This is a genomic window from Streptomyces sp. NPDC104381, assembly GCF_055583745.1.
Genome location: NZ_JBVJNK010000006.1, coordinates 61,592 through 82,679, shown reverse-complemented (window position 1 = coordinate 82,679; position 21,088 = coordinate 61,592). Strand labels below are relative to the sequence as shown.

At 72.1% G+C, this 21,088-nt stretch carries 28 protein-coding genes; 13 read left to right on the top strand and 15 right to left on the bottom strand.

Features of this window, described 5'->3' with window-relative positions; translation table 11 throughout:
* The first annotated feature begins 18 nt into the window (after positions 1-18).
* From ACZ607_RS21390 to ACZ607_RS21355, 8 genes are all read left to right on the top strand, one after another.
* Positions 19-537 (top strand): P-loop nucleotide/nucleoside kinase family protein, encoded by a 519-nt coding sequence (locus ACZ607_RS21390; protein WP_469736819.1) that lies wholly within the window; start codon positions 19-21, stop codon positions 535-537.
* On the top strand, positions 534-1,127 hold the full coding sequence (locus ACZ607_RS21385; protein ID WP_469736818.1) for a DinB family protein: 594 nt from the start codon (positions 534-536) through the stop codon (positions 1,125-1,127). The genes ACZ607_RS21390 and ACZ607_RS21385 overlap by 4 nt, the downstream gene beginning before the upstream one ends.
* Positions 1,128-1,319: 192 nt before the next feature.
* The gene (locus ACZ607_RS21380) at positions 1,320-1,655 is read left to right on the top strand and encodes a deoxyxylulose-5-phosphate synthase (protein ID WP_469736817.1); all 336 of its coding nucleotides are present in this window, start codon (positions 1,320-1,322) and stop codon (positions 1,653-1,655) included.
* A gap of 76 nt (positions 1,656-1,731) precedes the next feature.
* Positions 1,732-2,220 carry a MarR family winged helix-turn-helix transcriptional regulator gene (locus ACZ607_RS21375; RefSeq protein WP_469736816.1) on the top strand — a complete coding sequence of 163 codons (489 nt, stop codon included), beginning with the start codon at positions 1,732-1,734 and terminating at the stop codon, positions 2,218-2,220.
* A 205-nt stretch (positions 2,221-2,425) separates the two neighbouring features.
* The gene (locus ACZ607_RS21370; protein WP_469737711.1) at positions 2,426-3,778 is read left to right on the top strand and encodes an MFS transporter; all 1,353 of its coding nucleotides are present in this window, start codon (positions 2,426-2,428) and stop codon (positions 3,776-3,778) included.
* Between the two features lie 25 nt (positions 3,779-3,803).
* Positions 3,804-4,289 (top strand): TIGR03618 family F420-dependent PPOX class oxidoreductase, encoded by a 486-nt coding sequence (locus ACZ607_RS21365; protein ID WP_469736815.1) that lies wholly within the window; start codon positions 3,804-3,806, stop codon positions 4,287-4,289.
* The gene (locus ACZ607_RS21360; RefSeq protein ID WP_469736813.1) at positions 4,286-4,909 is read left to right on the top strand and encodes an HAD-IA family hydrolase; all 624 of its coding nucleotides are present in this window, start codon (positions 4,286-4,288) and stop codon (positions 4,907-4,909) included. Before ACZ607_RS21365 ends, ACZ607_RS21360 begins: the two co-directional genes overlap by 4 nt.
* A complete protein-coding gene (locus ACZ607_RS21355; protein ID WP_469736811.1) occupies positions 4,906-5,748 on the top strand; it encodes a phosphotransferase in 843 nt (280 codons plus the stop codon). The genes ACZ607_RS21360 and ACZ607_RS21355 overlap by 4 nt, the downstream gene beginning before the upstream one ends.
* Here the strand turns inward: ACZ607_RS21355 and ACZ607_RS21350 are convergent.
* Positions 5,729-6,361, bottom strand: a complete 633-nt coding sequence (locus tag ACZ607_RS21350) for a TetR/AcrR family transcriptional regulator (RefSeq protein ID WP_469736809.1) — start codon at positions 6,359-6,361, stop codon at positions 5,729-5,731. The two genes, ACZ607_RS21355 and ACZ607_RS21350, sit on opposite strands and share 20 nt — an antisense overlap.
* Positions 6,358-7,131: a TetR/AcrR family transcriptional regulator C-terminal domain-containing protein gene (locus ACZ607_RS21345; protein ID WP_469736807.1), complete on the bottom strand. Its 774-nt coding sequence runs from the start codon at positions 7,129-7,131 to the stop codon at positions 6,358-6,360. Before ACZ607_RS21345 ends, ACZ607_RS21350 begins: the two co-directional genes overlap by 4 nt.
* A gap of 98 nt (positions 7,132-7,229) precedes the next feature.
* Here ACZ607_RS21345 and ACZ607_RS21340 point away from each other — a divergent pair, with 98 nt between their 5' ends.
* Together ACZ607_RS21340 and ACZ607_RS21335 are read left to right on the top strand one after the other, a co-directional pair.
* On the top strand, positions 7,230-8,198 hold the full coding sequence (locus ACZ607_RS21340) for an ATP-binding cassette domain-containing protein (protein WP_469736805.1): 969 nt from the start codon (positions 7,230-7,232) through the stop codon (positions 8,196-8,198).
* On the top strand, positions 8,191-8,964 hold the full coding sequence (locus ACZ607_RS21335) for an ABC transporter permease (protein WP_469736803.1): 774 nt from the start codon (positions 8,191-8,193) through the stop codon (positions 8,962-8,964). The genes ACZ607_RS21340 and ACZ607_RS21335 overlap by 8 nt, the downstream gene beginning before the upstream one ends.
* On the opposite strand, the gene ACZ607_RS21330 is transcribed toward ACZ607_RS21335, so the two are convergent.
* The 3 genes from ACZ607_RS21330 to ACZ607_RS21320 form a co-directional block, all read right to left on the bottom strand.
* Positions 8,945-10,030 carry a phosphotransferase family protein gene (locus tag ACZ607_RS21330; RefSeq protein ID WP_469736801.1) on the bottom strand — a complete coding sequence of 362 codons (1,086 nt, stop codon included), beginning with the start codon at positions 10,028-10,030 and terminating at the stop codon, positions 8,945-8,947. The genes ACZ607_RS21335 and ACZ607_RS21330 overlap by 20 nt on opposite strands.
* 71 nt (positions 10,031-10,101) lie before the next feature.
* A complete protein-coding gene (locus ACZ607_RS21325) occupies positions 10,102-10,878 on the bottom strand; it encodes an HAD family hydrolase (RefSeq protein WP_469736799.1) in 777 nt (258 codons plus the stop codon).
* A 40-nt stretch (positions 10,879-10,918) separates the two neighbouring features.
* Positions 10,919-11,848 (bottom strand): GntR family transcriptional regulator, encoded by a 930-nt coding sequence (locus ACZ607_RS21320; RefSeq protein WP_469736797.1) that lies wholly within the window; start codon positions 11,846-11,848, stop codon positions 10,919-10,921.
* A 261-nt stretch (positions 11,849-12,109) separates the two neighbouring features.
* Here ACZ607_RS21320 and ACZ607_RS21315 point away from each other — a divergent pair, with 261 nt between their 5' ends.
* The gene (locus ACZ607_RS21315) at positions 12,110-12,274 is read left to right on the top strand and encodes a hypothetical protein (protein ID WP_164493606.1); all 165 of its coding nucleotides are present in this window, start codon (positions 12,110-12,112) and stop codon (positions 12,272-12,274) included.
* A 65-nt stretch (positions 12,275-12,339) separates the two neighbouring features.
* Here the strand turns inward: ACZ607_RS21315 and ACZ607_RS21310 are convergent, their stop codons facing one another.
* From ACZ607_RS21310 to ACZ607_RS21300, 3 genes are all read right to left on the bottom strand, one after another.
* Complete coding sequence (locus ACZ607_RS21310) at positions 12,340-13,596, bottom strand: GNAT family N-acetyltransferase (RefSeq protein ID WP_469736795.1); 1,257 nt, start codon at positions 13,594-13,596, stop codon at positions 12,340-12,342.
* A gap of 75 nt (positions 13,597-13,671) precedes the next feature.
* On the bottom strand, positions 13,672-14,649 hold the full coding sequence (locus tag ACZ607_RS21305; RefSeq protein WP_469736793.1) for an asparaginase: 978 nt from the start codon (positions 14,647-14,649) through the stop codon (positions 13,672-13,674).
* A 53-nt stretch (positions 14,650-14,702) separates the two neighbouring features.
* Positions 14,703-15,389 (bottom strand): RsiG family protein, encoded by a 687-nt coding sequence (locus ACZ607_RS21300; protein WP_469736791.1) that lies wholly within the window; start codon positions 15,387-15,389, stop codon positions 14,703-14,705.
* Between the two features lie 115 nt (positions 15,390-15,504).
* Between ACZ607_RS21300 and dtd the strand changes: the two genes are divergently transcribed.
* Positions 15,505-15,954: a D-aminoacyl-tRNA deacylase gene (gene dtd / locus ACZ607_RS21295; RefSeq protein ID WP_469736789.1), complete on the top strand. Its 450-nt coding sequence runs from the start codon at positions 15,505-15,507 to the stop codon at positions 15,952-15,954.
* A 48-nt stretch (positions 15,955-16,002) separates the two neighbouring features.
* On the opposite strand, the gene ygfZ is transcribed toward dtd, so the two are convergent.
* The 3 genes from ygfZ to ACZ607_RS21280 all read right to left on the bottom strand — a co-directional run bounded on the left by ygfZ (position 16,003) and on the right by ACZ607_RS21280 (position 18,135).
* Positions 16,003-16,968: a CAF17-like 4Fe-4S cluster assembly/insertion protein YgfZ gene (gene ygfZ / locus ACZ607_RS21290; RefSeq protein ID WP_469736787.1), complete on the bottom strand. Its 966-nt coding sequence runs from the start codon at positions 16,966-16,968 to the stop codon at positions 16,003-16,005.
* A gap of 49 nt (positions 16,969-17,017) precedes the next feature.
* Complete coding sequence (locus tag ACZ607_RS21285; protein WP_469736785.1) at positions 17,018-17,479, bottom strand: Fur family transcriptional regulator; 462 nt, start codon at positions 17,477-17,479, stop codon at positions 17,018-17,020.
* A gap of 83 nt (positions 17,480-17,562) precedes the next feature.
* Positions 17,563-18,135, bottom strand: a complete 573-nt coding sequence (locus ACZ607_RS21280; RefSeq protein WP_469736783.1) for a heme-binding beta-barrel domain-containing protein — start codon at positions 18,133-18,135, stop codon at positions 17,563-17,565.
* 395 nt (positions 18,136-18,530) lie between these two features.
* On the opposite strand from ACZ607_RS21280, the gene ACZ607_RS21275 reads away from it, so the two are divergent.
* Positions 18,531-18,893 (top strand): DsrE family protein, encoded by a 363-nt coding sequence (locus ACZ607_RS21275; protein ID WP_469736782.1) that lies wholly within the window; start codon positions 18,531-18,533, stop codon positions 18,891-18,893.
* Here ACZ607_RS21275 and ACZ607_RS21270 read toward each other — a convergent pair.
* The 4 genes from ACZ607_RS21270 to ACZ607_RS21255 all read right to left on the bottom strand — a co-directional run bounded on the left by ACZ607_RS21270 (position 18,887) and on the right by ACZ607_RS21255 (position 20,825).
* Complete coding sequence (locus tag ACZ607_RS21270) at positions 18,887-19,297, bottom strand: DUF3099 domain-containing protein (protein ID WP_469736780.1); 411 nt, start codon at positions 19,295-19,297, stop codon at positions 18,887-18,889. The two genes, ACZ607_RS21275 and ACZ607_RS21270, sit on opposite strands and share 7 nt — an antisense overlap.
* A gap of 121 nt (positions 19,298-19,418) precedes the next feature.
* Entirely contained in the window at positions 19,419-19,706 is a 288-nt protein-coding gene (locus ACZ607_RS21265; RefSeq protein WP_014154938.1) for a DUF1416 domain-containing protein, read from the bottom strand.
* Between the two features lie 47 nt (positions 19,707-19,753).
* Complete coding sequence (locus tag ACZ607_RS21260) at positions 19,754-20,593, bottom strand: sulfurtransferase (protein WP_469736778.1); 840 nt, start codon at positions 20,591-20,593, stop codon at positions 19,754-19,756.
* A 151-nt stretch (positions 20,594-20,744) separates the two neighbouring features.
* Positions 20,745-20,825 carry a putative leader peptide gene (locus ACZ607_RS21255; protein ID WP_350310325.1) on the bottom strand — a complete coding sequence of 27 codons (81 nt, stop codon included), beginning with the start codon at positions 20,823-20,825 and terminating at the stop codon, positions 20,745-20,747.
* Positions 20,826-21,088: the final 263 nt, after the last annotated feature.

Here is a 21,088-nt window from a genome sequence, read left to right as displayed (position 1 = left end):
CCCGCTAGCGTCGGGCCCATGATCGTATGGCTCAACGGCACGCACGGCGCGGGCAAGACGACGACCAGCGCGCTCGTGCAGCGGCTTCTTCCGGACTCCCGGATCTTCGACGCGGAGAAGGTCGGCGAGACGCTCATGGACATCAGGCCCGGGCTCCCGTGGACGGGCAACTTCCAGCACTGGCCGCCGTGGCGCCCGCTGGTCGTCGAGACCGCCCGCCACGTGCTCGACTACACCGGCGGCACGTTGGTGATGCCCATGACCGTCCTGGTCGAGGAGTACTGGCGGGAGATCAGCGGGGGCCTCGCCCACCACGGCATCCCCGTACGGCACTTCGTCCTCCACGCCGACCAGGACACCCTGCGCCGGCGCATCGAGGGGGACACCGATCTCGGCACCTCCACCTTCCGCCTCGCCCACCTCGACCCGTACGCCGAGGCGGCCCGTACGTGGCTGCACGAGGAGGCCGAGGTCGTCGACACCACGCACCTCACGCCCGCCGAGGCCGCCCTGCGGATCGCGGAGGCCGTCAAATGACCTCACCCGACGCCAAGGCCGACCTCCGCCTCTACCTGCAGTCGGCGCGGGACGCCCTGCTGTGGAAGCTCGAAGGGCTCTCCGAGTACGACGCCCGACGCCCGCTGACGCCGACCGGCACGAACATCCTGGGCCTGGTCAAGCACGTGGCGAGCGTGGAACTGGGCTACCTGGGCGACACCTTCGGCCGCCCGTCCGGCGAGCCGCTGCCGTGGGTCGCGGAGGGGGCCGAGCCCAACGCGGACATGTGGGCCACCGCCGACGAGTCACGCGAACAGATGGTGGGCCTCTACCGCCGTGCCTGGGCCCACGCGGACGCCACCATCGACGCGCTGCCGCTGGACACGGTCGGCCGGGTGCCGTGGTGGCCGGACCACCGGGCCGAGGTGACGCTGCACCACGCCGTGGTCCGCGTGATCGCCGATACGCACCGGCACACCGGGCACGCCGACATCCTCCGGGAACTCATCGACGGCGCCGTGGGGATGAACGAGGGCAACGACAGCATCCCGCCGGGCGACGCGGCCTGGTGGGAGAACCACCGCGCCCGGGTGGAACGCGCCGCCCGCGAGGCCGACCGGGGCGCCTGAGCGCGGCCCGGGACTCCTCGACCGAGACAGCTGAGCCGACCGCCGCCCGGCGGGACGGATGTACGGCCGCACCCCCTCACAGGACGCCCCCGGTCCCGTAGCGTCGAGGGCACCGGGCCTGAGGCGTGCCCGGGGGCCTCGGGCCCGTAAAACCGGTCGAACGGCCAGGGCCGCGCCCCCTACTCTGGCCGCATGCCGCCCTCCAAGACCTCGTACGTCTGCCTGCCGTGCCGGGCGTCGTACAAGCAGCCCTACGACAGGGAGCGGCAGGACCGCGTCTGTCCCCGGTGCGCCGGGGTGCTGGTGCATGTGGGATCCGCCTTCGCGCCGCCGAAGCGGCGGGACGCCTCCGGCTGGCGCACGCTCTCCGTCCTGCTGAACGCGGGCGTCCGCTTCCACAAGAGCTGCTGCGGAGGCCCGGGCTACCGTCCGCGCACCCTCAGCGAGGTGAAGGAGCGGATGGCGTACGCCGAGCGCACCGGGGAGCCGTTCGCGAAGGCCCTCCTCCGGCCGGAACTGCCGTGGTAGCGCCTTCTCCCCCGCCGCGTCCGTAACGTCCCCTTACGGACGATCCGCCACGGTACGAATTGTTACGCTGGCAGGCATGACCGCCCTGACGCCCGCCCGTACGGCACCCGACCTGTCCTACCTCCTCGACCACACCAGCCACGTCCTGCGCACCCGCATGGCCGCGGCGCTCGCCGAGATCGGGCTGACCGCGCGCATGCACTGCGTACTGGTCCACGCCCTGGAGGAGGAGCGCACCCAGATCCAGCTCGCCGAGATCGGCGACATGGACAAGACCACGATGGTGGTGACCGTGGACGGCCTGGAGAGCGCGGGACTGGCCGAGCGGCGCCCCTCCAGCCGCGACCGGCGGGCCCGGATCATCGCCGTCACCGACGAGGGGGCCCAGGTCGCCGTGCGGAGCCAGGAGATCGTCGACCGGGTGCACGAGGAGGCCCTGGGGACGCTCGCCGGGGGCGACCGCGAGGTGCTGCTGCGCGCACTGAACCAGCTGGCCACGGACCATCTGGCCACCCCTTCGGAGAACCCCCGGCCGGTGCGGCGGGCACGGCAGGGACAGAGGTAATCACCCCCGGCCGGACCGTGAAAGATAGTCTGCAACGAAACCATCTGTTACGGTCACTCCTGTCGACCCGCCCGACAGGAGAAGACCGATGGCTGTTGATGCCCCGCGCGACACATCCGAACCCGCCGTGCCCTCCGCCCCACGCCCCCCGTCCGGGCCCACGGCCCGTCACCGCGGCCTCGCCCTCGCGGTGATAGCGGCGGGGATGCTCACGATCACCCTCGACGGCTCGATCGTCACCGTGGCGATGCCCACCATCCAGCGCGACCTCGGATTCACCCCCGCCGGCCTCAGCTGGGTGGTCAACGCCTACCTGATCGCCTTCGGCAGCCTGCTCCTGCTCGCGGGCCGGCTCGGCGACCTCCTCGGCCGCACCCGCATGTTCCTGACCGGCACCGCCGTCTTCACCGCGGCCTCCCTGCTGGCGGGTGCGGCCACGACCCCCGCGCTGCTCATCGCCGCCCGCTTCCTCCAGGGGGTCGGCAGCGCGATGGCGGCCGCCGTCGGCCTGGGCATCCTCATCACCCTGTTCGACGAGCCCCGCGAACGGGCCAGGGCCATCGCCGTGTTCTCGTTCACCGGGGCCGCGGGCGCCTCCATCGGGCAGGTGCTCGGCGGGGTCCTCACCGACGCCCTCAGCTGGCACTGGATCTTCTTCATCAACCTGCCGATCGGCGCGGTCGCCTTCCTGGTGGCCCGCCGGGTGCTGCCCGCCGACCGTGGCATCGGGCTCGCGGCCGGGGCCGACGTCGCCGGAGCCGCGCTCGTCACGGCGGGGCTGATGCTGGGGATCTACACCGTGGTGAAGGTCGAGGAGTACGGCTGGATCTCCGCGCCCACCCTCGGCCTCGGGGCGGTCTCGCTCGCGATGCTCGCCGCCTTCGTCGTACGCCAGGCGACCGCCGCGACCCCGCTCATGCCGCTGCGCATCCTGCGTTCACGCAGTGTCGCGGGGGCGAATCTGGTCCAGGGTCTGATGGTCGCCGCACTGTTCTCGTTCCAGGTCATCGTGGCGCTGCACCTGCAGAACGTCCTCGGGTACGGCGCCGCCGAGACGGGTCTCGCGATGCTTCCGGCCGCCGTCATGATCGGCGGGACGTCCCTGGGTGTATCGGCCCGGCTCATCGCCCGGTTCGGCGAGCGCGCCGTGCTGCTGACCGGGATCGTCCTGCTGATCGGTGCCCTCGGCTTCCTCACCCGGGTCCCCACGGACGCGCGGTACGTCACCGATCTGCTCCCCGTGATGCTCCTCGCGGCCGGCTTCGGGCTGGCGACCCCCGCGCTGACGGCCCTCGGGATGTCCGGTGCGGGCAAGGACGACGCCGGGCTCACGTCCGGGCTCTTCAACACCACCCAGCAGATCGGGATGGCCGTCGGCGTGGCGGTGCTGACCACCCTGGCGGCGGCCCGCACCGAACGGCTGCTCGGAGAGGGCCACAGCCGGGCGGAGGCGCTGACCGGTGGCTACCAGCTCGCGTTCACCATCGGCACCGGGCTGCTGGTCGCCGCCTTCGCCGTGGCGTTCCTCGTCCTGCGCCCCGCGCGCGCCCGCTCCTGAACCACAGACCCGAAAGGCGTACACCGTGACCACCACCGGAGAGACGAAGAGCGGACCCCCGCCCCGCACCCTTACCGACCGGGCACTCTCCCGGATCCTGCGGGACCAGCAGTTCGGCGTGCTCGGAGCCGTCCGCTCCACCGGCCACCCGCATCTGTCGACCGTGCTCTACCGCTGGGACGCCGAGGAACGCGTCCTGCGTGTCTCCTCCACCGAGGAACGCCTCAAGACCCGCATCCTGCGCCGGAATCCGCACGCCTCGCTGCATGTCCACGGCGGCGACGTCTGGTCGTTCGCCGTGGCCGAGGGACGGGCGGAGGTGTCCGGGCCGACCGTGACGGCCGGCGACGCCGTCGGACGCGAACTGCTGTCCCTGACCCCGGGCTTCGACACCTCCGAGGACGAACGGGCCTTCCTGGAAAAGGCGGTGTCCGAACACCGCGTGGTCATCCGCCTCCGGGTGTCCCGGCTGTACGGAGCGGCCCTGGACGTCGAGGCATCCGGGCAGTGACCCACGGCCCTGCCTTCGACGCCGTGCTCTGCGACCTCGACAACGTGGTCCGCTTCTACGACGTGACGCACCTGGCCTCCCTGGAGCGGGCGGCCGGACTGCCGGAGGGCACGACGGAGGACATCGCGTACGCCCCCGAGACCGACCTCCCGCTCCTCCTCGGCCGGATCACCCTGGAGGAGTGGGCGGAGACCGTCGCGCGCGCCCTCGCCGGCCGGGTCGGCGAGGCGACCGCCCGGGAGCTGGGCAGGGCGCTCGCCGAGACGCCGTTCCACGCGGACCGGGCCGTGGTCGCCCTGCTGCGCCGGATACGGGCGCGCGTGCCGCTGGTCCTGGTCACCAACGCCACGCCCCGGCTGGCCGACGACCTCGTCGCGCTGGGCCTCACGGACCTGGCCCACCACGTGGTGAGCAGCGCCGTCGAGGGAGTCGCCAAGCCCGATCCCGCGATCTACCGGATCGCCGCCGCACGGGCCGGGGTGCCGATGGACCGGTGCCTCTTCGTCGACGACAGCCGCGAGAACGTCGACGCGGCCGTCGCGCTCGGCATGACCGGCGTACATTTCCGTCAACCGTCGGACCTGCACGGGCCGTTCGGAATCGACCGGGGAGGGTCATGAACGAGGACGACGAAGAGATCCCGCACGGCGGCCCGATCCAGGGCGACGAGGAGATCCTGCACGGCGGGATGACCCACGTGGGCGCGGTCGTCCGCCGCGGGGACACCGTCGAACGCCCGGCCCAGCAGCACGCCCCGGTCCTGCACGCCCATCTGAGGGAACTGTCCGCCGCGGGCTTCGACGGCGCTCCCACCCCTCTCGGGGTCAGCGCGGACGGCCTCCGGGAGCGGCTCGGTCATGTCCCCGGCGAGGTGCCGCTTCCGCCCTTCCCGTCCTGGGCGCTCACCGACGAGGCTCTGCGCTCGGTGGCCGCTCTGCTGCGGCGCCTGCACCGGGCCTCAGCCGCCCTGCCCGTGGACCGCACCGTGCACTGGCCTACCGAACTGGCCGACCCGGAGGCCGGATCGCTGCCGGACAGCGCCCTGATCCTCTGCCACAACGACATCTGTCCGGAGAACGTGGTCTTCCGCGAGGGCCGCGCCGCCGCCTTCATCGATTTCGACCTGACCGCGCCCGGCCGCCCGCTCTGGGATGTCGCGACGGCGGCCCGCTACTGGGTGCGGTTGTCCGGGGAGGACCCCGGCGCGGCGCGGCGGCTCCGCGTCCTCGCCGACGGATACGGCCTGACGGCACAGGAGCGCGCCGGGCTTCTCCCCACGATCGAGCAGGCCGCCGCGGCGGCCCGCGCCTTCACCGAGCGGCGGGTGCGCGACGGCAGCCCCGTCCACCTGCGCGCGCTCGCGGACCGCGGCGGCTGGGAGCGCTGGGACCGCCACCAGGCGTGGCTGGCCGCGAACCGCGCCGCGCTCACCGCACGGCTCATCGGGGACGCGCGATGACCAGCCCCTCCGCCAGCTGGGCGAAGGCCAGCCGGGCCGCCGCCACCGCGTCGCCGTGAACCTCGGCGGCGTTCTCCCCCGCGTCCATGCGCCGCCAGTTCTCCATCGCCAGGACCCGCAGTACGGCGATGATCTGGCCCGCCGCCAGCCGCGCCGCCACCGGGGCGCCGGGCTCCAGGGCGCGGGCGAGCGCGGCTTCCGAGCGGCCCTGGTAGCCGTACAGCCGGGCTACGAGCGACGGGGTTCCGTAGAGCAGCCGGTGGAAGGCCAGCACCTGCGGGTTGTCGCAGAGCCCGGTCACCGGGTCCCGGCGGTCCAGGCCCTCCAGGAAGTGGAGGCGCAGCGCGTCCAGGGGCGCGACGCCGTCCGGCCGGCCCTGGACGACGCGGGCCGGCTCGTCCTCGTGGTCGGCGAACCGGTGCAGGACCAGATCCTCCTTGGCCGGGAAGTACCGGAACAGCGTCGGCTTCGAGATGTCGGCCGCCGCCGCCACCTCGGCCACCGAGACCTTGTCGAAGCCCCGTTCGAGGAACATCGAGATGGCGGCCTCGGAGACCGCCTGGTAGGTCAGCTGCTTCTTGCGTTCGCGCAGGCCGCCCTTCCCGTCGCTCATGACGGCGCACCCTTCGCGATGAGCGCCTCGATCCCGTCGAGGATCCGCTCCAGGCCGAACACGAACTCGTAGTCGGGCTCGTCCGGTTCGCTCAGGACGTCGGTGGTCAGCAGCCTGGACAGCGCCGGATGGCGGACGGGGTCGACGAGCCGTGTCACCGTGCGCTCCCACTGGCCCATCACCTCCCGGGCCGAAACCCCCTTCGCCTCGACTGCGGCGGCGAGATCGCTCATCAGCAGGGCCTCGGTCCGTACGAAGCCCGAGACGAGGAGGATGACGGAGATCTTGTCGCCCTCGGCCAGTCCGCTGCCCTCCAGCCCCTGAAGGCCCTGTTCCCACCAGGCGACCGAGTGGGGGCTGGCCGGCGGGCCCGCGATCGGGATGCGCAGGGACCACAGGTTGCGCTGGAACATCCGGCGCTGCGCCCACGCCCACTGGCTCAGCGCCTCCCGCCAGCCCGCCTTCGTCTCCAGGGCCGGCAGCGGCTCGGGCTCACCCATGGCCGCCTCCTGCATGAGGACGTACAGCTCCTCCTTGGCGGAGACGTAGCGGTAGAGCGACATCGTGGAGGCGCCCAGCTCCTTGGCGACCCGGCCCATGGACACGGCCGAGAGCCCTTCCGCCGCGGCGATGCCCACCGCCGCGGCGACGATGCGGTCCAGCGTCAGGCCGGGCTTCGGGCCCTTGACCGGACGCTCGCGCAGTCCCCACGCGGCTTCGATGCTGGCCGGCAGGCCCGTACCGCCCGACGCGCTGCTGTTCTCCGACACCCGAAGACCCGCCTTTCCCGCTGATGGCTTGCCACCATCCTAGATATGCGTAATGCTTACACAGTAGCGCGTACGGCATACGCAGAAGGGGGATCGTCATGAGCTCAGCCATGAACGACGTCATGATCGAGGCGCACGGCCTGACCAAGTCCTACGGAAAACCGGGGGCCGGGGTCCGGGTCCTGGACGGCGTCGGCCTCCGGGTCGACCGTGCCGGGATCCACGCCCTGCTCGGGCCGAACGGCGCGGGCAAGACCACGACCGTGCGGATCCTCGCCACGCTCACCACCGCCGACTCCGGGACGGCGCGCGTCGCCGGGTACGACGTCGTCGCCGACCGGCGCCGGGTGCGCCGCGCCATCAGCCTGACCGGCCAGTTCGCCGCCGTGGACGAGACCCTGACCGGCGAGGAGAACCTCCGGATGATGGCGCGGCTGTCCGGCCTGACCCGCGCGGCGGCCCGGGCCCGCGCGGAGGAACTCCTCGCCCGCTTCGACCTCACCGACGCGGCCCGCCGCCAGGCCCGTACGTACTCCGGGGGGATGCGGCGCCGCCTCGACCTGGCGGCGGGACTGGTCGGCTCGCCCGAACCGGGCGTCTTCTTCCTCGACGAGCCCACCACCGGACTCGACCCCCGCAGCCGCCGCGAGCTCTGGCAGGTGGTCCGCGACCTCGCCGGACGGGGTGCCGCGGTGCTGCTCACCACGCAGTACCTGGAGGAGGCGGATCAGCTCGCCGACCGCATCACCGTGCTCGACAAGGGCGTCTGCGCGGCCGAGGGCACCCCGCAGGAGCTGAAGTCACGCGTCGCCGGACACCGTCTGGACCTCGTCCTCCGCAGCCGTGAGGCCTACCTCCGGCTCGCCGGCCGCGCCGTCCACCACTCCCCCGAGACCCTCACGCTGGGCCTCCCCACGGACGGCACCGCCGCCCAGGTACGCGCCCTGCTCGACGAGACCGACCCGCACCACACCGACGTCGACCGCTTCTCGCTGCACAGCGCGACCCTCGACGACGTGTTCCTCGCCCTCACCACCGAGAAGACGGAGGTACCGTCCCATGTCTGACGCCCCCGGGGTCCTGGCCCACGCCACGGTCATGACCGGCCGCAGCCTGCTCATCAGCCGCCGCAACATCGACGCCGTCATCACCTCGATGATGCTGCCGATCATGCTGATGCTGATCTTCGTCTACTTCTTCGGCGGCGCCATCGACACGGGCACGCAGTACGACTCGTACGTCATGTACGTCGTCCCCGGCGTCCTGTTCCTGTGCGCCGGCTTCGGCTCGGCCACCACGGCGGTGGCGGTGAGCGAGGACATGAAGGGCGGCATCATCGACCGCTTCCGCTCCCTGGACATCGGCGGGATGCCGATCCTGGCCGGCCACGTCGTGGCGAGCACGGTCCGCAACCTGGTCTCCACCACGCTGGTGTTCGCCGTCGCCCTGCTCATCGGCTTCCGACCGGCCGCCACCCCGGCCGGCTGGCTCGCCGTCGCCGCGGTGCTCGTCGCCTACATCGTGGCCCTCTCCTGGATCTCGGCCGCGATCGGCCTGCTCGCCCGCACCCCGGAGGCGGCCGGCGGAATCACCTTCTTCATGTCGTTCCTGCCCTACCCGAGCAGCGCGTTCGTCCCGGTCGACAGCATGCCGGGCTGGCTCCACGGCTTCGCCGACCACCAGCCGGTCACCCCGGCCATCGAGTCCCTCCGCGGCCTCCTGCTGGACCAGCCGGTGGCCAACACCCCCTGGACCGCGCTCGCCTGGGCGGCCGGGATCCTGCTGGTGGCCGTGGCCCTGTCGGGAGTGCTCTTCAGGATGCGGACGCGGTGACGCCCCGGAGCCAGCGGTCGTAGGCGGCCATGACCTCGCGCGGGGACGGCAGCGAGGCCAGGCCGAGGGGGACCCGGGCCCGCGCCAGCACCTCACGGACGCGGTGCGCGGTCACCGGCAGCCGGACCCGGGCGGGTCCGGCGTCCGGCTGCTCCAGCGCGATGGCACCACGGATCACATCGGTGTAGACCGACTGGAGCCGCTTGTACGCCAGGAGCGTCTCCAGGTCCTCGCGCCACCCCTTCGCGCACTCCGGCCGTACGCCCTCCACCGCCGAGGCCCACAGCCGCGCCGTCCGCCCGGCGGCCCCCGCGGGGTAGCGCATCAGGTGCAGATGCGTGGCCAGGTCGTACAAGGGGTCCCCGATCATGGAGAGTTCCCAGTCGATGGTCCAGAGATCGTCCGCCGCGTCCACGATGAGGTTCAGCCGGTGCAGATCGCCGTGGATCAGCGTGAACGGCCGCCCCGTCAGGCGCCGCGCCCTGGCCCTGACACCGTCCAGCGCCCCCTCGGCCACGCCCAGTTCGCGGAAGAGCGAGCCGAAGCGGTCGTGGTGGCGCCGGTACACCTGCTGCTCGGTGAAGGTGATCAGGCCGTCCAGGAACGCCTCGCTGTCCCCGTCGGCCGGATGCCCGGCCGGATCGCAGAGCCGCCGGGCACCTATGGAACCGGCGTCCAGGGCCACCATCTCCCCGAAGAGCCCCGCCAGCTGCCCGGCATGGCGAGGGGAGAGCGCCCCCGTCAGCCCGCTGCCGAGCGTCCGCCCCTCGATGAACCCCTGCAGCAGGACGTGCTCGTCGAGGACGACGACCTCGGGGATCCGGCTCACCCGGCCCCGCAGCTCCAGCAGCAGCCGGTCCTCGGAGAGGAAACACGTACGGTCGAACCGGAAGAGCTCCGAGCGCGGTTCGTGCACCTTGCAGCGCAGCGGCCCGTCCGGCAGCGCGAAGACGTACGTCTCGCGGTAATGCCCTCGGTACGGGCCCTCGATGGCCGTCCCGTCGTACGGGGTGCCGGGCCGGACCTCCGGGTACCCGCGCACGTCCGCCGTGGTGTCGACTGTCACCGCCTGCTCCCTCGACCGTGAAGGGCCGCGAGCGACCGCCGACCGGGTCTCCGTGCGGACAGATCCTGCCTCTACCCGCGGAGACCGACCGGCAGCGGTCCCGCGCCCGGCTCCTCCCACTGCACGCGCTGCCGGGCCGTTTCCACAAGACCCCGCAGCGAACGCACCGCCCGACGGGCCCCCACGTCCTGGAGGGCCCGGCGCTTGCGCTCGTTCACCGCATAGCCAATGAACGGTACACCTAGCGCCTGCGCGGCCAGGAAGTCCGCGGGGGAATCCCCGATCATCACGGCCGCCGCCGCGGTGGAACCGGTCGACTCCAGGGCCCGGACCAGGCAGTGCGGATCGGGCTTGAGCAGCCCGGGGTCGGAGGTGCGCCCGTGGATGTGTTCGTCCGCCAGGACGGCCGGCCGGTACCGGCCGAGGAAACGGGCCACCGCCGCCGCCGAGTTGTTGGTCGTGACCGCCTGCCGCCAGCCGCCGGCGTCCAGGGCCCCGAGCAGGTCCAGCGCGTGCTCGGTCGGGGTGGCGCCGGCCGCCGCCTCGACCTCCTCCGCCGTGAGGAAGCGCTCGGCACGGGCCGTGAGCGGACCGTCCCCGTAGTGCTTGGCCACCCTCTGCAGCAGGGCCAGCGGGTCGTCCGTCCCGCCCGCCGTCAGCGCGGGGTCGCAGCCGGACCGGCGCAGCTCGTCGGCGAGCCGGGCCGCGACCCCGAAGGCCGGGCGGCCGGCGAACAGGTCGCACAGGGGGCCGTCGAAGTCGAGAAGGACGCACTCGGCCGCCGCGAGGAGGGCGGCCGGGCCCGGTGCCGCGGCACCGGGCGGGGTGGCGTCGCGCTGGGCGCTCATGTCAGCGATCCGTTCACAGGGATGGTCATGCCGGGCACGGTCAGAACGGCGCCTTCGTGGAGAGGTTGTCCCAGGTGGAGTTGAAGAACTTCCGCGCCGCCCGCACCACTCCGACCTGCTCGGGGGTGGAGTCGGCCGACGCCCGGAACGGATACAGCGTCGCTCCCGTGCCGTAGGCGTCGTACGTCGCGACGTCCTCCCCGTCCGGCAGGGTCGCGGTCCCCTCCTCCGGGATGTAGAAGCCCTGGAGCACCACACGGTTGTTCAGGATGTACAGCTTCACCTGCGGCGCGAAGGGCACCAGCCGCACCTGTACGTCGACCTCCTCCACCAGCTTGAGCCGGCGCAGCTCGAAGAGGGCGGACCGCAGCATGGTCACATGGCTGTGCAGGATTCCGCCGAGCCGCTGACGCACCCGCGGGTCGTCGTCCCCCGACACCTGCCGCGGGATGGCCAGGGCGGTGGATTCGGCGTTCGGGAGCAGCAGCCGCGCGGTGATGCTGCGGGGCGGGCTGATCTCCCCGGCGACGATGCGGTCCTTCTGGTCGACGACCCGGGCGGCGAGCGACTCCGTCGTCATCGAGAAGACGTCCAGCCGGACGACGTTGGCCTCGAACGCCTCCACCAGATACGGCTTGAGCAGGACGGGCGGCACCCGCTCGGAGACCACGGCCCACACATCGCTGTCCTGGTGACCGGCGGGCCCGGGCACATGGCGCGTCTCGCCCGGCTCGGAGGCCACGAATGAACCGCTCCCCTGGCGGGTGACGATCAGCTCCTCCCTGCGCAGGAGGGACAGGGCCTGGTTGACGGTGGCCCGCGAGACCTTGAAGCGCTGGGCCAGCTCCTCCTGCGTGGGAAGCCGCTCACCGGGACGCCTGGCCTCGCTGTTGATCTCCTTGCGCAGCTCGTCGGCGACCCATCGGTACTGGAACTTGGCATCACGCGGGGCGGAACCGTCACTTGTCACGCCGCAACCCTACAACTTCTCTGCGGGCGCGCCGATATACGGCGCACAACTGGCCGTGTCGATGTTCGCAGAACCTACAACTAACCGAACAACCAGACAAGTTTGCGACGCCGCCCCCTCCGGGCATAAGTACGACAAGTCAAACGGGGGACTTGTACGGCAGTTGTTCGGTTTCTGCGCAGCGTCGCGCAAAGTCGCCGGTTTCCCCCACCCAGCGGCGCATCCGCGCCGACCCCCTCCACCTGGGAAGGAGTGACCGCCATGCCCCTGTTCACCTTGGGCCTTGAGCAGATCATTCAGTGGAAGTACGGCGTCATGGGCACCGTGGGAATCACCCTGCTCACCTTCGGTCTCAAGGCCGGAAGCCCCAACTGCGCCTGTGCCGGGGCCCTCGTGCTGGCCCTGCTGTTCATGCCGAACGACTGAGACCCGTTTCGCCGGCGGTCCAGGCCGGCGAAACGGATCCAGCGGCACCGGGCGCCACGCCCGCCTCAGAACACATCCGGGCACCACGCCCGGCGCGCCGTCCGGAACACCGCGTCCGCCGCTACGGACGCCCCCGGGCGGTGCTCGTCGATCCGCCCCAGCGCCGCCAGCCGCACCGGCGACTCGTCGCCCAGGTAGAGCGTCGCCAGTTCCGCCACGTCCAGCACGAGGTCGGGGTCCCGCTTCGTGGGGACGCAGGAGGCGCCGGACGGCGAGACCTCCAGCAGGAAACGGCCGCCCGCCAGGCCCGTCCCGTCCCGGACGTCCAGGACCAGGGCGGCATCCGTCGCGTACCTACGGGCCTCCAAGGCGCGGGGGACGTCCAGGACGCGCAGCCACAGCCAGTCCGCCTGGGTCACGACGCGGGCGGCGCGCGGGTCCGGGAGGAGCAGCGGGAGCAGGTCGTCCGGGGCGCGGTAGCCCGAGCGGACCGTGGTGATCCAGTCGATGGAGCAGACGAAGTGCCACAGGGCGCGTTCCGCAGCCGGCGTCGTCGCGAGCATGCCGACCACACTCGCCTTGTTCAGCGGTTGCTTGCGGTCGCCCCAGTTGTCGTCGGTGCGGTAGGCGATCAGCCCGTCCGTCTCGCCGTCCGCCGACCGGTACACCGCGTGGAACGGCTCCGTCCAGGTCTCGAACGCCGGGACGTCCACCCCCGTGTTGCGCTGCCACCAGCGCGCGTCCCGGGAGACCACGCCGTGCTGCCGTGCCGCGAGACGCGCGTGGAGCTCGGGGCCCAGCTTCCGTACGTCGGCGCCGTCCACCAGCTCGATCCGGCCGCCGTCCGCCCGGGAGGGGACCCGGGCACGCGGGTCGAGGCCCGCCCGGGGGACGTCGATCTCCCACTCGGTGGTCCAGGAGGCCGGCCCGAATCCGTACCGCCCGTAGATCGGGTACTCGGCCGCGATCAGCGAGGCGACCACATCGCCGCGCTCCTTAGCCGCCGCCAGGTCCCCGGCCATCATCCGGCTGAGCAGCCCGCGCCTGCGGTGCGTCGGCGTCACCGTCACGCCCGTGATCGCGTCGGCCCGCACCCGCGCGCCGCCGACGACGGTCAGCTCCTGCGCGAACGACCGGAAGGTCGCCACACAGCGCCCCGCGTCGAACACCCCCTGGACACGGGAGAGATCGGTGTGTTCACGGCGCACCGCGACCTCCTCCTCCGCCGGCACCGAGGCCGAGGCCCGCAGGAACCCGGTCCCCACGGCACGCAGCCAGTCGGGGAACTCGGCTGCGGAGACGGTACGCGGATCAAGGCTCATAGGCCCACGCTAAGGGCTGTCCCGGGCGGGATGTCGCGCGGATTTGCCCGCGCCCCCGCCCGGTGGCGCCCACGCTCAGAACGCGGCCCGGATCGCGCCCACCTCGGCGGCGCCGCCCAGCAGCGGCGCACGCCCGATGCGGGACACCACCGGGGCGTCGACACCGAGCAGTTCGAGGGAGCGGGCCAGCACCGGGCCCAGGGCGCGGGTGGAGCCGTCGTCGATCTTGAAGGCGAGGGCCCGGCCGTCCGGGAGCGCCACGGCCTGGACCGCCTCCGCGCCCATCTTGGAGAGCGTGCCCGGCACCTCCCGCATCAGCCAGGTGTCCGGCCGCCGCGTCCCCGCGACGTACTCCGGGTGCGCCCGCATCGCGTCCGCGACCCGGCGCTCCGCGGTGCCCGGCTCCGCCAGCACGAACGACCGGAACGCACGGGCCAGGCCCACCAGGCCGATCGCCATCAGCGGCGCCCCGCAGCCGTCCGTACCGATCGCCGCGACGGGCTCGCCCGCCGCCTCCGCGACGACCTCGCCGACCAGCCGCTGGAGCGGGTGGGACGGGTCGAGGTAGGTGGCGGTGTCCCAGCCGTTGCGTACGCAGACGGCGAGCATCGCGGCGTGCTTGCCGGAGCAGTTCATGGTGAGCGGCTCCCGCACACCCCCGGCGGCGAGGTACGCCTCCGCCTCGACCGGATCCAGCGGCAGGTCCGGCGGCGTCCGGAGGTCGTCCGGCTTCAGCCCGTGCTCGGCGAGCATCGTGCGGACCAGTTCGAGGTGGAAGCCCTCACCGGAGTGGCTCGCGGCGGCCAGGGCCAGCCGCTCCCCCGAGAGGTCGAGCCCGGCCCGGAGGATCGCGGCGGCCTGCATCGGCTTGTTCGAGGAGCGCGGGAAGACCGGGGCCGCCGGGTCGCCGAGCGCGAACTCGACGCTGCCGTCCGCGGCCAGGAGGACCAGCGACCCCCGGTGGTGGCCCTCGGTGAAACCGGACCGTACGACCTCGGCGAGGACCGGGGGCACGGGCGACGAGGAGGAGTGCGGGGCTATGGAGGAGGTCATGGGGCGGGGTGGCCTTCCGGGGACGGGCGTGACCCGCCCCCGGAAGGGTCGCCTCAGGCGAGCAGGTCCTCTACTTGTGCTTCCCCGTCACGGTACCTGCGGGCGATCTCCGCACTGCAATCGTCGACGGTCCGCTGGAGCCGGTGACGGCGCCGCGACACCTGCTGCTCGTAGCGGACGAGCCGCCCCATGGCGCTGAGGAGCTCTTCGTCCGTCCGGGCGTCGAGGTCGGAGAGCTCGACCTCCGCGAGCGTGTCCGCCGCCAGCTGCCGGTACTCGTCGCTGCGCGGCGTGGTGAGGGTGACGTGCCGGGCCGAGGAGCGGTGGACGGACGGGGTGTCGGCGAGGATCTCCGAGAGCCGGTCCACCACGGGCGACTCCGGGTCCACCCGCCGGGCGAGCTCGGCCCGCAGGATGTCGATCCGGCCCTGGACCAGACGGCGTACATAACTCAGGTCCGCCTCGTCGCGCTGGGCGTCACGGCGCAGGGTGCGCAGCTCCGGCAGCCGCAGTCCGCCGAACTCGGGCAGCGGGCGCACGGAGGCCAACCCTTCAACCGCACCGCCCGCACCGCCCGCACCGGTCTGCCCCGGCACGGACACCGCGCCCGGCAGCTGTACGGGCGGGGCGGGCAGCTGGCCCGGTGCGGCACCGGTCCGCTGCACCGGAGGCCGCAGACCGGCGGCTGTACGTGTCCCTGGTACGGCACCGGGTGATGGCCCGGCTCCCTGTGTCGTCATGATGTTCCGTCCCCTCGACCGGTGCGTCGGCACACCGACACCGTGCATGGTGCCACTACGCAGGGTGTTCACGCAGGTGCTCTGTACCCGTTCAGCCCAAGATAGGTTGGTCTGTATGCGTGCAGTGATACAGAGAGTGGACGGCGCGAGCGTCGCCGTGACGGGCCCTTCGGACGATCCGTCGGAGACCGGGACGGTGGGCGAGATCGTCGGCGAGGGCCTGTGTGTGCTGGTGGGGGTCACTCACGGCGACACCGCGGAGAAGGCGGCACAGCTCGCCCGCAAGCTGTGGACCCTCCGGATCCTGGAGGGCGAGAAGTCCTGCTCGGACGTGAATGCACCGCTTTTGGTCATTTCGCAGTTCACTCTCTACGGGGACGCCAGGAAGGGCCGCAGGCCCACCTGGAACGCCGCCGCTCCGGGCGAGGTCGCCGAGCCGCTGGTCGACGAGGTCGTGGCCCAGCTGCGCGCGCTGGGCGCACAGGTGCGGACGGGCCGGTTCGGAGCCGACATGCGCGTCACGCTCACGAACCACGGCCCGTTCACCGTGCTGGTCGAGGTGTAGGGGCCCTGCCCTCCCCGGGCGTCGGGACGTCCCGGTGACCCGGCGTCCCTACGGCTCGACGACCGTCTCCTGGGCCGCCGCGGTGTCACCCGCGATCAGCTCGGCGTCGACCGCGACGTTCCGCTTCACCAGTGCCAGGGCGATCGGCCCCAGCTCGTGGTGGCGGGCCGAGGTGGTGACGAAGCCGAGCTGGCGGCCCTCCTCGCCGTCCGCGGCGAGCCTGACCGGCGTCCCGTGGCCCGGCAGATGGACCTCGCTGCCGTCCAGGTGCAGGAAGACGAGACGGCGCGGCGGCTTCCCCAGGTTGTGGACACGGGCGACCGTCTCCTGGCCCCGGTAGCAGCCCTTCTGGAGGTGCACCGCGCTGCCGATCCACCCCAGCTCGTGCGGGATGGTCCGGTGGTCGGTCTCGAAGCCCAGCCGGGGCCGGTGCGCCTCCACGCGGAGCGCCTCGTACGCCAGGATCCCGGCCGCCGGGCCGTGCGCGGCGGCGTACGCCTCCAGATCGGCCCGGGGCAGGAACAGGTCACGGCCGTGGGCGGTCTCCCGTACGGCGACACCGTCCGGGGCCTCCGCGATGGAGCCGGCCGGGAGGTGCACCACGGCGAAGTCCTCGGTGCGGTCGGCGACCTCGACCCGGTAGAAGAACTTCATCGACTCCAGGTACGCGATCAGGCCGCCCTGGGTCTCCGGCTCGGCGTGCATCCACACCGTCGTACCGTCGTCGACCAGGTAGAGGGCGTGCTCGATGTGCCCGTTGGCGGAGAGGATGAGCGCCTCGGTCGCCTGGTTCGGCGCGAGGTCGCTGACGTGCTGGGTGAGCAGCAGATGCAGCCAGGCCAGCCGGTCGTCGCCGGTGACCGTGACGACCGCGCGGTGCGAGAGGTCGACGAGGCCACCGCCGTCGGCGAGGACGCGTTGCTCACGGAACAGATCGCCGTAGTGCGCGGCGACACCTTCGTCGCGCCCCTCGGCGGGGACGGCGCCGGGCAGGGACAGCAGGGGGCTCTTCATGCAGACCAGCGTACGACTCGCGGGTCCCGGTCCACCGGGCGCTGCCGGGTCACCGCGGAGGCCCGGCCTCCGGAGTCCTCGCCGCCTTCTCCGCCTTCGCCGCGCAGTCGGCGCAGCGCCCGAAGATCGCGAAGTGCTTCATGTCGGTCTCGAAGCCGAAGGTGTCCCGCAGCTTCGCCGTGAAGTCGGAGACCACGTCGACGTCGGCCTCGATGACGTTCGTGCAGTCACGGCAGACGAGGTGGATGTGGTGGTGGCGGTCCGCGAGGTGGTACGTCGGGGCGCCGTGCCCGAGGTGGGCGTGGCTGACCAGCCCGAGCTCCTCCAGGAGCTCCAGGGTCCGGTAGACGGTGGAGATGTTCACACCCGACGCGGTCCTGCGCACCTCGACGAGGATGTCGTCGGGGGTCGCGTGCTCCAGGGTGTCGACGGCCTCCAGGACGAGCTGGCGCTGCGGCGTCAGCCGGTAGCCACGCCGGCGAAGATCGGTCTTCCAGTCGGTGCTCACCACACGCCCAGTGTAGGGCGGGGCGAGCACCGGCCCGCCGGGGACGAGTGCGAGCGCTCCGGAGAGGCCCGGGGGCCGGGAGGGGCTTACTTGAAGAAGGCGATGCCGTCGTCCGGCATGTCCCCGAGGCTCTTCGCCATCTCGGCGACCTCCTCCGGGGTGACGACCTTCTTCAGGTGCGCCGACATGTACGGCCGCAGCTCCACGTCGGGGGTGGCCTTCTCGCCGACCCACATCAGGTCGCTGTTCACATAGCCGTAGAGGCGCTTGCCGCCGCTGTACGGGCCGGAGGCTGCCGTGCGGGCGACCGCGTCGGTGGCGATGTCGATCTGCGGCTTCTGGTGGGCGAGCTCGCCGTACCAGACCTCGACGATGCCCTGGTCGCGGACCATGACGACCTCGACCTTGCGGTCCTTGTCGATGCGCCAGTAGCCGGACTCGGACTCCAGCGGCTTGACCTGCTTGCCCTCGGCGTCCAGCACCCAGGAGTGCGAGACGTACTCGATGAAGTCGCGGCCGTCGTGGCTGAAGGTCACTTCCTGGCCGAAGTTGCACTTCTCGGCGCCGGGGAAGTCGGAGACGCCCGCACCCGCCCAGTTGCCGAGGAGGAAGGCCAGCGGTACGAGGTCCGGGTGGAGGTCGGACGGAATCTCGATCATGAGCGGCTCAGACGATCTGTGAGGGTGTACGGAAGGTGTTCGGCGAGGGTCAGCGCTGGCCCTGGTACAGCTTCTTCACGGTCACGGCGGCGAAGGCGAGCACGCCGACGCAGACCAGGACCAGCAGGGCGGAGAAGAAAGCCTCAAGCACGGGAGCTCCTCGGAACGAACGACATGCCGGCAGCAGGCGGCCGGGCCCCCAGCCTAATGGGTGGGGGCCCCGCACGGCGGCCCGGGGTTTCCCCCGGGCGCGGTCGGCGGGCATGCCGGACCTGGTGTCGTTCGGTTCCGAACGGGTCCCCCGGAGGCCTGGGGCGCGGGTTCCCTCACCCGCGCACACAACTGACCCACAGGTCACGGGGGAGGCTGCCCGGCCGAGGATTACAGTTCGGTACATGCCGAAGAAGCTCGTGATCAAGGTGACCGCCGGAGCCGACGCCCCCGAGCGCTGCTCGCAGGCCTTCACCGTGGCGGCCGTGGCCGTCGCCAGCGGGGTCGAGGTCTCGCTGTGGCTGACCGGCGAGTCCGCCTGGTTCGCCCTGCCGGGACGCGCCGCCGAGTTCGAACTGCCGCACGCGGCGCCGCTGCCCGATCTCGTCGACTCGATCCTGGCGGGCGGCGGGATCACGCTCTGTACCCAGTGCGCGGCGCGGCGCGACATCACCGAGGCGGACGTCCTGGAGGGCGTACGCATCGCCGGCGCCCAGGTCTTCGTCCAGGAGGCCATGGCGGACGGCGCCCAGGCCCTCGTCTACTGATCCGGATCGGCGGGCCGACGGCGGTTGTCCCTGCCGTCGAGCTCGTCCCACCACTCGTCCGAGATCCGGTCCCCCGTGCGCCGCTCCCGCGGTGGACGGGGCCGCTCGTCGCGCGTACGGGAATCGGGCGGCCGGGGACCTCGCGTACGGGGATCGGGCGGCCGGGGACCTCGCGTACGGGGATCCGGCGGCCGGGAGGTGCGGGCGGGGTCGTCCCACCAACGGTCCTCGGGGCCCCGGCGGTTGGCGACGATCGCGGCGACCGGCGGGATGACCATGGCGACCACGCACATCGCGACGGCCGCCGGGATGGACCACAGGCGCACGAAGGCCCAGGCGGAGACGAAGAGGAAGAGGCATCCGCCCATCAGGAGGAAATAGACGCGCCTGCGCCGGTCGTACATATCTCCAGCGTAGGGCTCTCCCGCGAGGACGCGAACGCGGAACGGCGCGGAGGGCCGCACCCCTGTTCAGGTGGCGTCCAACCCCCTGGGGTGCGGCCCTCCGGCCGTATGTGCGCGTGAACTACACGGCGATGGCGACCTCGGCGAGACCACCGGTCTGCGCCACGACCGTGCGGTCGGCGGTGCCGCCCGGAACCAGGGCGCGGAGCGTCCAGGTGCCCTCGGCCGCGTAGAAGCGGAACTGCCCGGTCGCCGAGGTCGGGACCTCGGCGGTGAACTCACCGGTCGAGTCCAGCAGACGGACGTACCCGGTGACGGGCTCGCCGTCGCGGGTCACGCTGCCCTGGATCGTCGTCTCGCCCGGCTTGATCGTCGAGGCGTCGGGGCCGCCGGCCTGTGCTCCACACATGGTGTTCTGTCCTTCTGGTCGGGTCCTGCGGATCAGGTCCTGCGGAATTACTTGTTGGCGCCGAGCTCGATCGGCACGCCGACGAGGGAGCCGTACTCGGTCCACGAACCGTCGTAGTTCTTGACGTTCTCCTGGCCGAGCAGCTCGTGCAGCACGAACCAGGTGAGCGCGGAGCGCTCACCGATGCGGCAGTACGCGATGGTGTCCTTGGCCAGGTCGACCTGCTCGTCCTCGTAGAGGGCCTTGAGCTCGTCGTCCGACTTGAACGTGCCGTCGTCGTTGGCGTTCTTCGACCACGGGATGTTGCGGGCGCTCGGCACGTGGCCGGGGCGCTGCGACTGCTCCTGCGGGAGGTGCGCCGGGGCGAGCAGCTTGCCGCTGAACTCGTCGGGCGAACGCACGTCGACGAGGTTCTGGCTGCCGATGGCGGCCACGACGTCGTCGCGGTAGGCGCGGATCGACTCGTCCTGGGCCTTGGCCTTGTACTCGGTGGCCGGGCGCGTCGGGACGGCGTCGGTCAGGTCGCGGGAGTCGAGCTCCCACTTCTTGCGGCCGCCGTCGAGCAGCTTGACGTTCTCGTGGCCGTACAGCTTGAAGTACCAGTACGCGTACGAGGCGAACCAGTTGTTGTTGCCGCCGTAGAGGACGACCAGCGTGTCGTTGCCGATGCCCTTCTCGGACAGGAGCTTCTCGAAGCCGGCCTGGTCCACGAAGTCACGGCGTACCGGGTCCTGGAGGTCCTTCGTCCAGTCGATCCGGATCGCGTTCTTGATGTGGTTCTTCTCGTACGCCGAGGTGTCCTCGTCGACCTCGACGATGGCGACCTGCGGGTCGTCGATGTGGGCCTCGACCCAGTCGGCGTCGACCAGAACGTCTGCGCGGCTCATGTGTTTCTCCTCCGGGGCAGTCTGCGGCGGGGTGATGCGGTGTGCGGGGTGCGAGGTGTACGCGCAGGTGCTGGGAGCGGAACGCGTACGGAAGGCACGGGTTCGGCCCTGACGTCGTCGAAGGGCCGGGGGGAAACGGGAGAGGTCCCGCTCAGAAGGTGCGACAGAGCATGGCGGCGACGCGGCACAGGTCTACTGCCCGCCGCTTCGTGAGGTCCGCCTGTCGCTTCATGCGTCCGATCGTAGGGAGGTACGGGCGGAGATGTCACCGCCGTGTCGGATGATGAGACACGATCGTCCGCGATGCGAGACGTGTGCGGTGTCCGGCGCCGCGGGGACCCCGGATCGGGCGCTCCCCGGGCGTCGGCCGACTGCGGAACGGACCAGGCCGTCTCATAATCTGGATCGGCCGTCCGCACCGTCCCGGCGGTCCCCCTACCCCGCCCCGCCGCGAGTTATCCGCGGACTCCCGCGCCGTGTCGCCGGCCCGGCCCC

What these genes read in the sequence shown, in the direction of transcription:
- ACZ607_RS21390 (WP_469736819.1), top strand. Translation starts at nt 19, where the DNA reads ATGATCGTATGGCTCAACGGCACGCACGGCGCGGGCAAGACGACGACC.
- ACZ607_RS21385 (WP_469736818.1), top strand. Translation starts at nt 534, where the DNA reads ATGACCTCACCCGACGCCAAGGCCGACCTCCGCCTCTACCTGCAGTCG.
- ACZ607_RS21380 (WP_469736817.1), top strand. Translation starts at nt 1,320, where the DNA reads ATGCCGCCCTCCAAGACCTCGTACGTCTGCCTGCCGTGCCGGGCGTCG.
- ACZ607_RS21375 (WP_469736816.1), top strand. Translation starts at nt 1,732, where the DNA reads ATGACCGCCCTGACGCCCGCCCGTACGGCACCCGACCTGTCCTACCTC.
- ACZ607_RS21370 (WP_469737711.1), top strand. Translation starts at nt 2,426, where the DNA reads ATGCTCACGATCACCCTCGACGGCTCGATCGTCACCGTGGCGATGCCC.
- ACZ607_RS21355 (WP_469736811.1), top strand. Translation starts at nt 4,906, where the DNA reads ATGAACGAGGACGACGAAGAGATCCCGCACGGCGGCCCGATCCAGGGC.
- ACZ607_RS21350 (WP_469736809.1), bottom strand. Translation starts at nt 6,361, where the DNA reads ATGAGCGACGGGAAGGGCGGCCTGCGCGAACGCAAGAAGCAGCTGACC.
- ACZ607_RS21340 (WP_469736805.1), top strand. Translation starts at nt 7,230, where the DNA reads ATGAGCTCAGCCATGAACGACGTCATGATCGAGGCGCACGGCCTGACC.
- ACZ607_RS21335 (WP_469736803.1), top strand. Translation starts at nt 8,191, where the DNA reads ATGTCTGACGCCCCCGGGGTCCTGGCCCACGCCACGGTCATGACCGGC.
- ACZ607_RS21325 (WP_469736799.1), bottom strand. Translation starts at nt 10,878, where the DNA reads ATGAGCGCCCAGCGCGACGCCACCCCGCCCGGTGCCGCGGCACCGGGC.
- ACZ607_RS21315 (WP_164493606.1), top strand. Translation starts at nt 12,110, where the DNA reads ATGCCCCTGTTCACCTTGGGCCTTGAGCAGATCATTCAGTGGAAGTAC.
- ACZ607_RS21310 (WP_469736795.1), bottom strand. Translation starts at nt 13,596, where the DNA reads ATGAGCCTTGATCCGCGTACCGTCTCCGCAGCCGAGTTCCCCGACTGG.
- ACZ607_RS21305 (WP_469736793.1), bottom strand. Translation starts at nt 14,649, where the DNA reads ATGACCTCCTCCATAGCCCCGCACTCCTCCTCGTCGCCCGTGCCCCCG.
- ACZ607_RS21300 (WP_469736791.1), bottom strand. Translation starts at nt 15,389, where the DNA reads ATGACGACACAGGGAGCCGGGCCATCACCCGGTGCCGTACCAGGGACA.
- dtd (WP_469736789.1), top strand. Translation starts at nt 15,505, where the DNA reads ATGCGTGCAGTGATACAGAGAGTGGACGGCGCGAGCGTCGCCGTGACG.
- ygfZ (WP_469736787.1), bottom strand. Translation starts at nt 16,968, where the DNA reads ATGAAGAGCCCCCTGCTGTCCCTGCCCGGCGCCGTCCCCGCCGAGGGG.
- ACZ607_RS21280 (WP_469736783.1), bottom strand. Translation starts at nt 18,135, where the DNA reads ATGATCGAGATTCCGTCCGACCTCCACCCGGACCTCGTACCGCTGGCC.
- ACZ607_RS21275 (WP_469736782.1), top strand. Translation starts at nt 18,531, where the DNA reads ATGCCGAAGAAGCTCGTGATCAAGGTGACCGCCGGAGCCGACGCCCCC.
- ACZ607_RS21270 (WP_469736780.1), bottom strand. Translation starts at nt 19,297, where the DNA reads ATGTACGACCGGCGCAGGCGCGTCTATTTCCTCCTGATGGGCGGATGC.
- ACZ607_RS21265 (WP_014154938.1), bottom strand. Translation starts at nt 19,706, where the DNA reads ATGTGTGGAGCACAGGCCGGCGGCCCCGACGCCTCGACGATCAAGCCG.
- ACZ607_RS21260 (WP_469736778.1), bottom strand. Translation starts at nt 20,593, where the DNA reads ATGAGCCGCGCAGACGTTCTGGTCGACGCCGACTGGGTCGAGGCCCAC.
- ACZ607_RS21255 (WP_350310325.1), bottom strand. Translation starts at nt 20,825, where the DNA reads ATGAAGCGACAGGCGGACCTCACGAAGCGGCGGGCAGTAGACCTGTGC.